Source organism: Pirellulales bacterium (assembly GCA_019636345.1).
Taxonomy (GTDB): domain Bacteria; phylum Planctomycetota; class Planctomycetia; order Pirellulales; family Lacipirellulaceae.
Genome location: JAHBXQ010000001.1, coordinates 162,241 through 176,532, shown reverse-complemented (window position 1 = coordinate 176,532; position 14,292 = coordinate 162,241). Strand labels below are relative to the sequence as shown.

Sequence of the window (14,292 nt, the reverse complement as noted above, 5' to 3'; positions counted from 1 at the left end):
GATCAAGAAACCGTTGCGAGCTTGACGTTCTCGCTCGAAAGCTCCGGCAGCATCCAGCCGTAGCGCTCCAGGTTCTCGTGCAGCTCGAAGCATCGCGCCAAGTCGTGGCGAATGTGCCCTGATCCGCTGTTGCGCAGGTAGCGGTGCAGATAATCGCGATACGCGGGGTGGGCGCAACGATCGATGAGCCGTTTGGCTCGCTCCGCCGGAGCCAGGCCGCGGAGGTCGGCGTAACCGTGTTCGGTGACGACGACGTGCACGGTGTGCTCGTTGTGGTCGACGTGGCTGCACATCGGCACGACCGTCGAGATCCGCCCCCCCTTGGCGATCGAGGGGCAAAGGAAGATCGACAGATACGCATTGCGGGCGAAGTCGCCGCTGCCGCCGATGCCGTTCATCATCCGCCGACCACAGACATGGGTCGAGTTGACGTGCCCGTAGAGGTCGACCTCCAGCGCCGTGTTCATGGCGATGACGCCAAGCTGGCGGACCACGGCCGGATTGTTGGAGATCTCCTGCGGACGGAGGACGAGCCGCGGCGACAGCTCGTCGATCTGGTCCACCAGCGTTTCCATCTGCTCGGGCAGGAGCGTCAGTGCGCACGTACTCGCCCCGCGGAGCCGACCCTTGCAGAGCAGTTCGAACGGGGCCGACTGCAGCACTTCCGAGTACATGACGAAGTCGGGGATTTCCGACTGCCGCCCGATCCCTTCCATGACCGAGTTGGCGACATTGCCCACGCCGCTTTGCAGGGGCAAAAAGTCGGCGGGCAAGCGGCCGCTGGCCAGTTCGCGGGCCAGGAACTCGACGACGTATTCGGCGATCGCCTCGCTGGTGGCGTCGGCCGGGGCCATCGGTCCCAACTCGTCCGCCTCGTTCGAGTCGACGATGCCGACGATCCGATTCGGATCGACGATCACATAGGACCGGCCGATGCGCTCGAGCGGATGCTCCAGATCGAGCCCCGGGCGATACGGGGGAGGCTTGGGGGTGACGATGTCGGCCATGTCGCTCAGCCGGACCGACTGGGCGGAGTTGACCTCGATGATGATCTTGCTGGCCGTGTGGAGAAACGTGGGCGAAGCGCCGATCGAGGTCGTCAAGTAGACTCGTCCGTCGCGCGTCACCTCGGAGGCCTCGACGACCGCGACGTCGATCTGTCCGAGAAACCCGAACAGCACCATCTGCGGCATGTGCGAGAGGTGCATGTCGACGAATTCGACTTTGCCGGCGTTGATCAGCTTGCGCAGCGGGCCGGAGGATTGGTACGGGGCCCGCCAACTGATCGCCTCGGCCTCGGCGAGCACGTCGTCGATGCTGGGGCCGGTCGAGGCGCCGGTGAGGATGCGGATCTTGAAGTCTCGCCCGGAGGCGTGCTCGGCGCGAGCGAACTCCGCGAGGGCCCGGGGGACGACCTTCGCAGCCCCGGCCGGGGTGAACCCGCTGAACGCCACCAAGTCTCCATCACGGATGATGCGGGCGGCTTCTTCGGGCGTCAGTCGAGGATAATGATTCATCATGCAATTACGCCGGTTGGGAACCGCACACTCCTTGCACAGTACACTTCCCCAAGCGGGGGGGCCATGCTGCCGGATAGGCGGGGATGAAAAAAGGCAGCTATCGGCGGGAAATCCTAGCGGGACGGCCGGCGACTCGAGGGACGACTCAAAATGGTTGCGATCATCGACCGTTCCGCCAACGGGCCGTGATCCGTGATCGGGCAAGTGGCGTGCCGAACGGGCTATTGGCGCCGAATTGTCCAGTGATTTTCGGCCCGCCCCGCCCTGGGCGGCGCGACGGTCAGCGCACGACCCGATGGCGGATCGCGGTTTGATCCTCGGCGAGTTTCTCGGCCACGGGGAGAAACTCCGCGACGACTTCGGCCGTTTCGTCGACCCAGTCGACGTCTCGCGAGTCGAACTCGAACATCTGCGGGTCAATCGCCGCGGCGAACTGGACGTCAAACAACGTGTACTGAGCCAGCGGCTTGGGAACGCTTGTCACGGCGTTGACGGCGGTGGCCGCCGAAGCGTCGGCCGCGGAGCGGAACTCAATAAAATATGCGAACAAATCCGACTGGCCAAAATGCACCACGACGTGATGCGGTATCTGCGCAGGCCAAGCGTGCAAGTCGAACGGGGGCAGCGGCGCGGCGGCGGAGTCGAACGCGGCGCCATGCCAGAGTTGAGCCAATTCCTGGGGCTTCCACTGGCCCACAACCGCCCAGGTCGGCGTGCGGTCGACGACCGCGGGGCGCGGCGGCGAAAAGTCGTATCGCCGCTGCAAATCGGCCAGCAATTGCGAGAGTCCTCCGCGGGCCAACAGAGCCGCGTCCTCGGGCGACGGGGTCCCGATCGTCGGCGTCGCCGGCCCCTCCTCGTTACGGCTGATTAACTCGCGACGGAGCCGTTGAATGTCGAGCCGGGTGACGCGGCGGCTCTTGCCGAACCGGCGGTCGGTCCACAGATAGCGGCGGTCGAACACCTGCACCAGGCTTAGCGTGTCGTCGCCGGCGCGAGCCCGCATTTGCCAGCGGCTGCGGCGGTGGTTGCCGACCCCCTGCTGCCAGTACTCTCCCTCGCCGATCGACTCTTCCTCGCCGAGGGTCGCCCGATGGCGGACCTTGGCCGCAAGGGTCATGTTGCGTTCCATCCGGTCGAGGGCCCGCGCCAGCAACTGGTTGCCGTCGGCCGCCGGGGCCGCGGCGCCTGGCGCGGACAGCGGGGTCTGCCAGCCCGCCGGCTGGGCGGCGACCGTCGCGGCGACAAGCCAGAGCGCGAGAGATTTCAGAACAGGCAATTCAGGCAAGTTGGCTTTCCTCTGCCGGTTTTAGCGGTTTTGCCAAAGAGCTGGGCCTTCCGGCGCCGACCAAATAGTCCCGGAGGAGCCCCCTTCGTACGCCGACGCCGCACGGACGCAGCGTTCGGCCGCGAAGGGCCCCTGGCAAGCTGGCCGCGAATTCTAGGGATTCGCGTCGCGATGCGTCCACGGCAAACGCCCCAAGGACGCGCCGCCGACCGCTAGCATGCCCGAGGCGCCGGGGCGCTCTCCACAACGTTCGATTCGCACACCAGAGAAAACCGACCAAGCCGCGTCGCGGGGCGACCGACGCCTCCGCGCGGCGACGTGCCGAGAAGTTCGCGCGCCGGCGTCCATGATGGCGCCAGCAGCCTTATCAGGGGGAACGTTATGAAACGAAAGTGGTCCATTGTGACTGCCTGCTGCGTCGCCGCGGCGATGACGCTCGGCTGCGTGGGAGGTCGAGTCGCCCATAACCTGCCGCCTTCGCAGCGGCTGATGGAGCCGGGCCCCGGCGTCGGCGGCCCCGGTCCCGGCGTCATCACGCCCGCCTCGGCCCAGATGGGCATGGGAGGAATGGGAGGCGTCATGCCCGCCGGAATGATGGGGGGCATGGGCGGACCTCCCCCAGGCTGCCCCCCCATGGGGCCCATGCCGGGCGCGGGGAGCAACTCGCAAATCGCCTTCCTCGGCGTCGAGGGGGGCGAAGTCTCTTGGGACGTCAGCGGAAGCGGGTACTTCGACTCCTCCCCGCTGGTGATGCCGGGACGGCAGAACTTCTCGCAAGGCGCGATCTATCGGCTGAAACTCGCGAATCTGCCCGAGCGTCCGGGCGTGGAACTCTATCCCACGCTCGAAGTCGCCCCCGTGACGCCGCGGACCGACGCGTTCCTGGCTCACGCCCCGATCCCGGTGCAATTCACCGACGAGGACCTCGATCAGGTGCTCAGCGGCAATTTTGTGACCAAGGTGATCTACCTGCCGGATCCCGAGTTCCAGGAGCTGGCGCTGGCCGGGGTGGAAACCCTCGTCAGCACGCGACTTGATCCGGGCGTCGACCCGATCGCCGAAGCGGACCGTCGCGGTTCGATCCTGGCGATCCTGCGGGTCGGCAACCTCGATCTGCAATCGCCTGGACAAGGTGGCATGATCGGCGGGGAGGTCTATCCGGCCCAGTACTCCGAGGGGTGCATGGACGGCGGCTACGGCTCTTACGGCGGCGGGGCGCCAATGGGTCCCCAGGGGATGCCGACGACGGGGTTTTCGCCCCAAGTGATGCCTCCCCATCTCGTGAGCGGCGTCACGGGTCCGCAGTACGGCATGCCGATCACGGGCACGCCGATCGGGCTGCCCGGACCGCCCCATATTCCGCTGGGGCACCAAGCGGGATTGACGCAGCATGTGATGAAGAACCGGACCCGCGTGCTCATGCCGCCGCCGGTTCACAAGATGAAGATCTCGGTGAAGCAGCGTCCGGGCATGGATTATCCCCGGCCGGTCAATCACGTGAAGATCGACGAGACGAATCGCGCACCATTGCGGATCTTCGGCGGCACGCTTCCGCCGGCTCTCCCCGCGGCCGACAAGGCCTTGGGCGAACGGCTCGCTTCGCGGCTCGGCTGCGACAAGTGCAACGACGAAGGATGCGAGTACTGTCAGTAATCGAGTCGGATCTTTTTTTGGAATCCCAATGACAACGGTTCGCCACCCACTTCGCTGCGGCAGTCGTCGCCAGCGAGCCGCTGGCAAAATTCTTTGGGCAGGGCTGGTCTGTATCGCGAACCTCGGGTTCGCGGCCGGGCAGGACGGGCCAGCCCATTGGCTGCACGCCGGCGCCATGCCTCCGGGAGCGATTGGACGCCAGCGGCTGTTGCGCGGCGGACCGTTGTCTGGATACTGTCAGCCGGTGGAGATTCGCGCCCCTCGCGGGGCGCGGATCGCCCCGGCCGCGGGGCCCGGGTTCGGCGCGCCCCAACCCGACGCCCTGCTGGCAGGCTTGCACGTGGGATTTGTGTACCGATTTCAAGTCACCCAGATCCCCGAACACCCGGGGGTCGAAGTGTTTCCGACAGTCGAGTTGATCGATCGACTCTACCCGCCGCCGGGGGAGGCGCTCAAGTTCCCCGTGCCGGTGGACCTGACTCTGGAAGAACTGCTGATGGCCGCCGAGGGGCGGTTCGTAACCCGCGTGATTTACGTCGAAGACCCGTCGCTCGCACTGCCGATCGCTCAGGGGAGCCTCAACGAGCAACCGTGGATGGAGGTCGGCCCCGGCGAGGATCCGCTGGTGGCGGCCGACAGTCTGGGGCGCCCGATCGCGATTCTGCGAATGGGCGCCCGCACGCCTGATATGCACCAAGCCGATGGCTCGTTCAACTACGGCGCCGAACCGGCGATCGTGTACGAACGAGCTCGCCCCGAACGCCCCGCGACGACTCCGCTCGCCCGCTAAGGCGACGGGCGTCTTTCGCAATCGCAAGTTCGCCCCCTTATCTTGTAGCCTGCCGCTCGCCCGCCGGGCCTTTGCCTCTCATGTCGCAAGCCGTTGCCACGCCGACGTTCGCCACGGGTCCCGTCGGGGCCCCCGCGTGGTTTCGCTACGGCGTGATCGCCGCGGCGGCGCTGCTGATGTGCTCGTGCCGCTCGGCCGTGCCGCCGGGGGACCAGGCGAAGATCGCTCGACAATCGCCCTCGCCGTCGTTTCCGTCCGACGACGTAACGTACTCCTCCGACGGCAAAGTGGCTCCGGCTCAATACGCACCCCCGGCGGAACTCCCGTCTCATCTGACCCCCGATCAGTTGGTGGCGGCGCGCTGCCTGCCGCCGGGGTGCACCTGGCAGCCGTGCGCCGGGGGCTGCTCGTGCTGCGGTCCTAGCTGCTCGATCCGCGGACCCGACGACGAGTATCTCTGCGACGGCGGCGATCACGGACTTCCCGCCGGAGTGCGGGCCGATTGGCGCGTGACCGGGCTCGAGCAAGAAGACACGATCGCCCACTACGACACGGTCGACGGACGGACGGTCGTCACCCCCAGCAACAAAGTGTGCATCTACGCCCCGCGGTTCGGGGTGGTGCGGCGGGTCGTCGACCCGGTCGGTTACAACCAGGCAATCATGGTCGAAGCGGTCGACGAGAACGCCGCGGTCGCCCGCGTCGACGAACGCGAACGGGTCGCGGCCCGCACCGCTCGGCTCGAGCCGACGATCGACCGCATGCGGATGCCGCCGAGCCTCTTGCGCGAACGCCAACAGCCGGGCGAGTTGGATCGCGACCAGCGCGTCGCGGCCGCCTTGGGTTCGCTGGCGCCGTACGCGAATTTGTCGATCATCACCACGGGCAAGATCGTCGGCCGCGACGTGGTCGAGATCGGCCGCTCGTCGCTGGCCGCGGTCTCGTGGTCGGGCGATCAAGCGGTGCAAGTGCTGCTCGACGCCGATCGGGCGCAAGCCGAGGTCAGCGTCCAAGAGCCGGGCGTAATCTATCGCCTCGACGAACCCAACCATCCCAAGCTGCGACTCGTGAAGCTCGCCTCGCGCGGCTCGGCCCAGCAGGGCGAACTGGTTGAGTTCACGCTGCGGTACGATAACCTGGGAGACCGAGTCATCGGCAATGTGACGATTGTCGACAATCTGACCACCCGGCTCGAGTACGTCGAGGGGAGCCAGAAGTCGACCGCCAAAGCCGACTTCTCGACGAGCCGCAACGAAGCGGGCTCGCTGATCCTCCGCTGGGAGATCGACGAACCTCTGCAACCCGGCGACGGCGGCGTGTTGCAGTTCAAGGTGCGCGTGCGGTAGAGCGCCGCGGCGCTAAAGCGACCCCATCGCACTCTTCCGTAGGGTGACGACAGCCGATGGCTTGGCATGCGATGACGCGTGCCTCAGGCAGGGCTTTAGGGTTCGTCGGACGGGCGGTACGATGGCGTGGTACGCCCGCTGCCGGCCGTCGTTCGGCACGGCGCTTGTTTCCGCTCCCCGCTCGTGCGCAATGCCCTACCTCGCCTTTCTGTTCATCTGCGTGGTGTGGGGCGCCAGCTTTATCCTCATGGATCGGGCGATGCACGCCGTCGGGCCGTTGGGGGTCGGCATGGCGCGGCTGTTGGGGGGAGCCGCGGTGCTGGCCGTGTACTGCTTGGCGCGGCGAACCTGGGCGCAGTTCCGACCGATCGACTGGGTCCACCTGACGATTGTTGCGCTGCTGGCCAACACTTGGCCGTTCTTGATCCAGCCCTACGTGATGCGGCAGGCCGGCGAACACGGGTTCTTCGGGCTGATGGTCACCTTCGTCCCGCTGGTGACCATTCTCGCCTCGATGCCCATGCTGGGGCAACGCCCCACGCCGCGACAGTTGGTCGGCGTGTTGGGGGGGTTGGCTTGTGCGTGGCTCGTCGTCCTCGACGGCACGCAACGCGGCATCGGCGCATGGGATCTGGGGCTCGCCCTCACCGTGCCGCTCGGCTATGCGGTGGGCAACACCTACATCAAATGGAAGCTCGACCATCTGCCGGCCGCGCCGCTCTCGACTGCGTTCTTGGCCATCGGGGGAGCGGCGCTCGTGCCCCTGCGGATGAGCCCCGCGGCGATGACCGCTCTGAATCTGCAAGGCCCCGCCGAGCCCCGCGACTGGCCGTTGGCTATCGGATCGCTCGTGCTGCTGGGGGTAGTGAGCACGGGGGCGGCCATTCTGCTGTTCATTTGGCTTGTGAAGACGCAAGGCCCGTTGTTTGCGGGGATGGTCACCTACGTCGTTCCGATGCTGGCCTTGGTGTGGGGACAGGTCGACGACGAGCGACTCACCCCGCTGCAAATCGCCGCGGTGTCGGGAGTGCTGGCGATGGTCGCGTTGGTACAATGGGGGGCCGCACGACCGTTGCCCAGCCTCGGCGTCGATCCCGACGCCGCCAGCAATCCGGCAACGTTGCCGACGACGATAAGAAACTGACTTCAAAGCGCCGCCCTTTCGTTGATTGTCTGACACTCCGACCTCTGACCTCCGATCGCTCCTCATGCATCCTTGGCTCGCCCAGCGCACCGCGAATTTCGACAGCTCGGGCATCCGCAAGGTGTTCGACCTCGCCGCGAAGATGAAGGACCCGATCAATCTGTCGATCGGGCAGCCCGACTTCCCCGTGCCCGACGCGGTGAAGGACGCCGCGATCGACGCCATCCGCAACGATCGCAACGGCTATAGCGTAACGCAAGGCATCAGCGACTTGCGAACCCGACTGCAAGCGCAGATCGACGCCGAGTACGGCCACGCCGATCGCAAGGTGCTCGTCACCTCGGGCACCAGCGGAGCGCTGGTGATGGCGATGCTGGCGATGATCGACCCGGGGGACGAAGCGATCTTCTTCGACCCCTACTTCGTCATGTATCCGGCGCTGGTGGGAATGGTCGGCGGTCGGGCGGTGACGATCGACACCTATCCCGATTTCCAGATCGACGTCGAGAAGGTCGCCGCGGCGATTACCCCCAAGACCAAGATGATTCTGCTGAACAGCCCGGCGAACCCGACCGGGGTCGTCGCCGGCGCCGAGCAGGTGCGGGACCTCGCGGAACTGGCGGCTAAGCACAACATCGCTTTGCTCTCGGACGAGATCTACCGGCAGTTCTGCTACGACGGCGCCCTCCCCTCCCCCGCCGCGCACAATCCGCAGACGATCGTGGTCGACGGCTTCAGCAAGTCGTACGGGGTCACGGGCTGGCGCGTGGGTTGGATCCACGGCCCGGCGGCGATCATCGACAAGCTGACGGCGCTCCAGCAGTACACCTTCGTCTGCGCGCCCCACCCGCTGCAATGGGGCGTCGCAGCGGCGCTCGACGTCGACATGACCGCCCAGGCGCGCATCTACGCCGATCGCCGCGACCTGATCGTCGACGGGCTCCGCGACGCGGGGTACGAAGTCGCACCGACCGGCGGCGCGTTCTACGTGTTTCCCAAGGTCCCCCGCTGCGCCGGCAGCGGCAGCGAGTTCGTTGCGCGGGCGATCGAGAACGAACTGCTCGTCATCCCGGGAGGAATCTTCTCGGCGCGCGACACGCACTTTCGCATCAGCTACGCGGCGAGCGAAGCGACGCTCGCGCGCGGGCTCGACGTGCTCCGCCGGCTCCGCGGCTAACGGCGCCACGCCGTCTGTCGCGACGGGTCGCATGGCTTGCATTGTTTTCGGATTATTTGGAAGTTCGCCGTTTCTCGCGACTTTCGTTGCATCCAGGCGACGCGGCCTCGCGTACCGTTCGCGGCCGCTTCGAGTCCTGGCCGATGCAACGCCGCTCTTCTCGCGAAATTGCTTGCCTTGCCCTCGACAACGGCGCCATAATCACGGCGCTCTGATGGCGTGAGGAATTTCCTGGCAAGCCGCCGAGGCGTCGTTGCGGCTTGCTTCCATCATCTTTTCGACAAGGAGAGTTCTCGTGAAACGCATGCTGACGCATTGCTGCTTGGCGTGGGGCGTTCTAGCGACTTCGTTCGCCTTTGCCCACGTTCGAATCTACGAAGCGTTTATGGACGGCCCGAGCGAGTTTCCGCCCAACGCCTCGCCCGGCACGGGGTTTGTCCGCGTGACAGTCGATCTCGATCAGTTCACGATGCGCGTCGAGGCGAACTTCACCGGCCTCGTCGGAACGACGACTGCCGCTCACATCCATGGGCCAATTCCTGATGCTCCGGCCAACCCCCTGGCCTCGGTCATCTCGCAAACGCCCTCTTATCCTGGGTTTCCTATCGGAGTCACCTCGGGATCGATGGATGAAACTTTCAACATGCTGCTTACGACCAGCTACAACGGCAACCAGACCTTTGTGAACGACAACGGGGGGACCGCCGGCGCGTTCGGCGCCTTCGTCAACGGTCTCGACGCCGGGAAGATGTACTTCAACATCCACTCGACGACGTTTCCCGGGGGCGAAATCCGCGGCTTTCCCACGTTCGTTCCCGAACCGTCGTCGATCGCCCTGATCGGACTGGCGACCTGCGGGGTCGTGGCGCGGAGGATGGTCCGGCGTGCGCGAGTCGTCGCGTAACGCGACGTTCAGCCGGACGACCGAAATGACCGAGAGCCTGGTCGAGCACGTCGCTCGACCAGGCTCTGGCTGTTGGGATCGGGTTGATTCGATCCAATCGGAATCCGCAAGCGAATCACGCGCTCTTCGCCGGCGGTTCGCCGAACAGTTTCTCGCGACCGTCGACGATGTCGTCGGTGATCACGTAGCGGTTGCCGCGGGGTTGGTCGGGCAGATCGAACATGATGTCGAGCATCACGTTCTCGATGATCGACCGCAGCCCGCGGGCGCCCGTTTCGCGTTGGGCAGCCTTGTGGGCGATCGCCTGCAGGGCCTTCTCGGTGAACTTGAGGTCCGCCTCTTCCATCGCAAACAGGTGCTGGTACTGCTTGATCAGGGCGTTTTTCGGCTCCTGCAGCACGCGGACCAGCGAATCCTCGCCCAGCGGTTGCAGCGAGGTGACGACCGGCAACCGGCCGACCAGTTCGGGAATCAAGCCGTACTCGATGATGTCGTCGGCATTGACCTGGGCAAGCGTTTCGCCCAGCGTCATTTCGGAGGCGCTTTCCCCCTTCTGACCGAAGCCGATCGAACGCTTGCCGAGCCGCTTCTTGATGACGTCCTGGACGCCGTCGAAGGTGCCGCCGCAGATAAACAGGATGTTCGTGGTGTCGATCTGGATGTACTGCTGCTCGGGGTGCTTGCGGCCGCCCTGCGGGGGGACGTTCGCCGTGGTGCCTTCCAACATTTTGAGCAGGGCTTGCTGCACCCCTTCGCCCGACACGTCGCGAGTGATCGAGACGTTCTGGCTCGTCTTGCCGATTTTGTCGATCTCGTCGATGTAGAGCACGCCGCGCTGCGCCGCCTCGATGTCGAAGTCGGCCGCATGGAGCAGCTTGAGCAGCAGGTTCTCGACGTCCTCGCCCACGTAGCCGGCCTCGGTCAGCGTCGTGGCGTCGCCGATAGCGAAGGGGACGTTCAGGCTGCGAGCCAGGGTCTTGGCGAGCAGCGTCTTTCCGCAACCCGTGGGACCCACGAGCAGGATGTTCGACTTGTCGATCTCGACGTCCGACTCCTCCTCGGCGGCCATCAGCCGCTTGTAGTGGCTGTGAACCGCGACCGACAGGACGCGCTTGGCCGATTCCTGCCCGATGACGTACTCGTCAAGTTCGGCCATGATCTCCCGCGGGCTGGGGATCTTGGCGAACAGTTGTTTGCTGGAGCCGCGACGTTTCCGTTCCTGGTCGAGGATCGACTGGCACAGTTCGATGCACTCGCCGCAGATGTAAACGTCGCCGGGGCCTTCGACGAGGGGCCCGACGTCGCGGTAGCTTTTGCGACAGAACGAGCAGAAGGCGTTTTTCTTGGAGGCGGCGCCGCGCCGACCGCCGCTGGTCAAATCCTTACCGGAGGGCATGCAACTCTTCCTTTGCGTCGTCGCAGCGCGATTGGGGCATCGCCGTCCCAATGCGCCGCATGGCGTGTCACGTTGTCGCTCGAGGGGAGTTGTTACCCGGCTTACGAGCGGGGATCGGCCGAAATCCGGCCTAACCCGTCGCTCGGGCGCCCTTCCTTCATACCCGGCGAGCCGTCCTTGACGCGCCCAGTTCGAGCTGCTCTCACCTGAGAGCCCGTCGTCGTCGCTCTCTATACGTCGCCCCGACTGGCCTCGTTCATCGACTTTCTGCACAAGGTTCGGCCACGTTCGTCGCGGGCCGCCGGGCAACCGCGACAGCCGCTGCCGGCGTCAACACGGGAACAGCCGGAACTATCCGGCGCTTCCCTTCTCGTGGAGTTCCGTCTTGACGCTGCTAGCGAGCTTCGCCTTGATAGTTCGGAATTCTTCGTCGCTCAGACCACCGCGAGTATGAAGCTCGCGAAAGTTTGTCATCATCTCGTTGCTGGCGCCATCGGCGCGATTGGCGCGATCCCGCCATTTTCGCACCAAACTCATCCCCGCGGCGGTGATCAGAAAGGTGACCCACGCAAGGACCACAGCGCGCATCAAGGCATCGGCCGAGTCGGTCATCGCTGTTGCTCGCCGGCAGCCTTCGGCCGCCTCGTTCGTGAAACTTCCGCCCCAGTTGCTGGCATTATGGCGCAGTCGGCCTAACCAGTCCAGTTTAGCGCGCCGGGACCGCGCCCCGGCCGGCGCCGGCAGAACTTGCCCCAACCGCGACATTTCGCCCACTGCGCCACGTCGACCGGATTGCCGCAGTCTGAGGGGCCCGGGCTGCTTCTGTCGATAGCGGCTGATAGCGCGGCGCCCTGCGCCGACAGGTCATCGTCGCCCACAACTCCCCCGACCGCCTCGGCCGTCGAGATGCCCCGCCTTAACCAATCTGTTCGTTCGTCGAGCACGCCGTCTCCTCGGCGAGCCGGGAGCCGCCGGCAATGCGCTGCCGCGCTGGCGATCGTTCTGGGCGTTTGGGCCGCCGAGACCTTTGCGGCGGGCGTCAACGCACCTCCTGTCGCCGACCCGCGCCGCCTCGAGCCGCTCTACTGGCGCGAACCGACGTTCTTCATCCCCTTTCAACCCGACCCGCAGCAGTTCCTGGCCGGATCGATGCGCGAGGTCCGCCTGCTCGCCTCGCGCGACGGCGTCGCCTGGGACATGCTGCAACGAGCGCGGCCCGAGGTGCGGGGCTTCAGTTACCGCGCGCCCGGAGACGGCGAGTACTATTTCGCCGTGCAGGTCGAGGACTCGGCCGGCCGGCTGACGCCCGCGACGATCTCGACGCCGCAATTGCGCGTCGTCGTCGACGGCACGCGCCCGACGATCAAGCTCGAGGCGTCCGCCGGCATCGCCGGATCGACCACTTTGCGATACGACGTCAGCGATGCGACGCTCAACCCCGAGACCTTGCGAATCGAAGTCAGCGAAAGCGGCCGGGCATGGCGATCGGTTCAAGTCGGTCCCCCCGACATGACGCGACCCGATCGCCTGCTCGGCGGAGTCACGTGGGCGCCGGCCGAGACGGGGGCCAAGCTGCGGTTCCGCGTCGCAATTGCCGACCGCGCGGGAAACACGGCAACGGCGGAGACAGGAGTCGGCGAGCCAACACGTCCGTCGTCGCCGCAGGGAGGGACGCCAGGCGCGTTGGTCGCTGCCGAGGCCGCGACGCCCGGTGCGTCGCAGTTTCCGTTTCCGTCGTTTGATGCGTCGGCTCCTGCGGCCACAAGCCCCGCCACGCCCGCAGTCCAGCCAACCGGCCCCGAACTGGAAGGCCCCAGCTTCGGGGCGCCTGGGTTGAGCGCCCCGCGCCAGAACTCGCCCGCTCCGGTCGCGTCCGGCGCGGAAGGCCCCGGCTTGGAAGGCCCCGCGCTGGGTCCCGCGGCAAGTGCCGCGCCGCTTCGCGGCGCGGAGATTCCGTCGCTGCTCATCGCCGGCGATCGTGCTGGCGCCGCGACGCCGCAACTCTGGCCGGCCAGCAACGCCCCTAGAAGCCCGGCAGGGTTGGGAAGCCACTCGGATTTCGGGCAAGCGGATCTCGACATGGGCGACAACAATTCGCTGCAGGCCAATTCCTCACGCCCCGACCGCCCTGCTCCGCCGGTCGACAATCCCTATGCGGCGCCAGGACGTTCCGCGGCCAGCGGGTTCGACGCCAGTTCGTCGCGGTTGGCCGCCCACCCTGCCTCGAGCGGCGGGCGGACCGTGTATGCGGCCGACCCGTTCGCCGCGAGCGCCGAAGCGACCGTCGGCGAAGCGGCCTCGCGACCGTTCAACCCGCTCGGAACGGCGGCAAGCTCGCCTGAGAATCCGTTCGCTGCGGTCTCTGGATCGTCGCCGTCGTGGCTTGCCGCCGGCGCCGCTCCGCTGGGCGATTTGCCCCCGGGGACCATGCTCGTCAACTCGCGCACCTTCGAGGTCGAGTACGACGTCAGCACAGCCGGCGAATGGGGGGTCGCTCGCGTCGAGTTGTGGGGGACGTCCGACCATGGCGCCACGTGGCGCAGCTTTGCCGTCGATCCCGACAGCCGCAGCCCCGTGCGGGTCGCGGCGCCGGGCGGGGGATTGTTCGGCTTGCGAATCGTCATTCACGGCGCCAACGCTGCAGCGACCCCGCCCCCGGCCAGCGGCGAGAAACCCGAGATGTACGTTTACGTCGATCTCCACCCGCCGGGGGTCAACCTGCTCGGCGCCGAGCGCGGGCAAGGAGACGCCGCCGAGATGCTGCGAATCCGCTGGTCGGCGTCCGACTCGAATCTCGCCGAACGGCCGGTGACGATCCTCTACAGCAGCCACGAGACGGGCCCGTGGTCGACTGCGGCGGCCAATTTGGAGAACTCGGGCGAGTTTCACTGGCGGCTTCAACGGCATCTGCCCGAGCGACTCTTCCTGCGCGTCGAGGTCCGAGATCAAGCGGGGAACATCGGCTTTGCGCAGCTAAAAAATCCCGTGCTGCTCGAAGCCCCGCAACCGGTCGGCCGGCTGCGCGCCGTTCGCCCGGCGGGCTGATTCTCGGGACGCTTCAACTCTAGGGAGGA

At 66.4% G+C, this 14,292-nt stretch carries 10 protein-coding genes and 1 pseudogene; 7 read left to right on the top strand and 4 right to left on the bottom strand.

The window, feature by feature from the left end; translation table 11 throughout:
• Window positions 1–2 precede the first annotated feature (2 nt).
• Together KF688_00640 and KF688_00635 are read right to left on the bottom strand one after the other, a co-directional pair.
• Entirely contained in the window at window positions 3–1,520 is a 1,518-nt protein-coding gene (locus KF688_00640; protein MBX3424158.1) for a succinate CoA transferase, read from the bottom strand.
• Between the two features lie 280 nt (window positions 1,521–1,800).
• On the bottom strand, window positions 1,801–2,808 hold the full coding sequence (locus tag KF688_00635; GenBank protein MBX3424157.1) for a hypothetical protein: 1,008 nt from the start codon (window positions 2,806–2,808) through the stop codon (window positions 1,801–1,803).
• Window positions 2,809–3,189: 381 nt separating this feature from the next.
• Here KF688_00635 and KF688_00630 point away from each other — a divergent pair.
• The 6 genes and pseudogenes from KF688_00630 to KF688_00605 all read left to right on the top strand — a co-directional run bounded on the left by KF688_00630 (window position 3,190) and on the right by KF688_00605 (window position 9,822).
• Window positions 3,190–4,326 (top strand): annotated as a pseudogene (locus tag KF688_00630) (hypothetical protein).
• A 379-nt stretch (window positions 4,327–4,705) separates the two neighbouring features.
• Window positions 4,706–5,251, top strand: a complete 546-nt coding sequence (locus KF688_00625) for a hypothetical protein (protein ID MBX3424156.1) — start codon at window positions 4,706–4,708, stop codon at window positions 5,249–5,251.
• An 80-nt stretch (window positions 5,252–5,331) separates the two neighbouring features.
• The gene (locus KF688_00620) at window positions 5,332–6,597 is read left to right on the top strand and encodes a hypothetical protein (GenBank protein MBX3424155.1); all 1,266 of its coding nucleotides are present in this window, start codon (window positions 5,332–5,334) and stop codon (window positions 6,595–6,597) included.
• A 190-nt stretch (window positions 6,598–6,787) separates the two neighbouring features.
• Complete coding sequence (locus KF688_00615; GenBank protein ID MBX3424154.1) at window positions 6,788–7,741, top strand: DMT family transporter; 954 nt, start codon at window positions 6,788–6,790, stop codon at window positions 7,739–7,741.
• A 64-nt stretch (window positions 7,742–7,805) separates the two neighbouring features.
• Window positions 7,806–8,918: an aminotransferase class I/II-fold pyridoxal phosphate-dependent enzyme gene (locus KF688_00610; protein ID MBX3424153.1), complete on the top strand. Its 1,113-nt coding sequence runs from the start codon at window positions 7,806–7,808 to the stop codon at window positions 8,916–8,918.
• Between the two features lie 295 nt (window positions 8,919–9,213).
• Window positions 9,214–9,822, top strand: a complete 609-nt coding sequence (locus tag KF688_00605) for a CHRD domain-containing protein (protein MBX3424152.1) — start codon at window positions 9,214–9,216, stop codon at window positions 9,820–9,822.
• 115 nt (window positions 9,823–9,937) lie between these two features.
• Here KF688_00605 and clpX read toward each other — a convergent pair whose 3' ends face one another.
• On the bottom strand, window positions 9,938–11,218 hold the full coding sequence (clpX, locus tag KF688_00600; protein MBX3424151.1) for an ATP-dependent Clp protease ATP-binding subunit ClpX: 1,281 nt from the start codon (window positions 11,216–11,218) through the stop codon (window positions 9,938–9,940).
• A gap of 351 nt (window positions 11,219–11,569) precedes the next feature.
• On the bottom strand, window positions 11,570–11,830 hold the full coding sequence (locus KF688_00595; GenBank protein ID MBX3424150.1) for a hypothetical protein: 261 nt from the start codon (window positions 11,828–11,830) through the stop codon (window positions 11,570–11,572).
• Between the two features lie 294 nt (window positions 11,831–12,124).
• Between KF688_00595 and KF688_00590 the strand changes: the two genes are divergently transcribed.
• Entirely contained in the window at window positions 12,125–14,263 is a 2,139-nt protein-coding gene (locus KF688_00590) for a hypothetical protein (GenBank protein ID MBX3424149.1), read from the top strand.
• Window positions 14,264–14,292 lie beyond the last annotated feature (29 nt).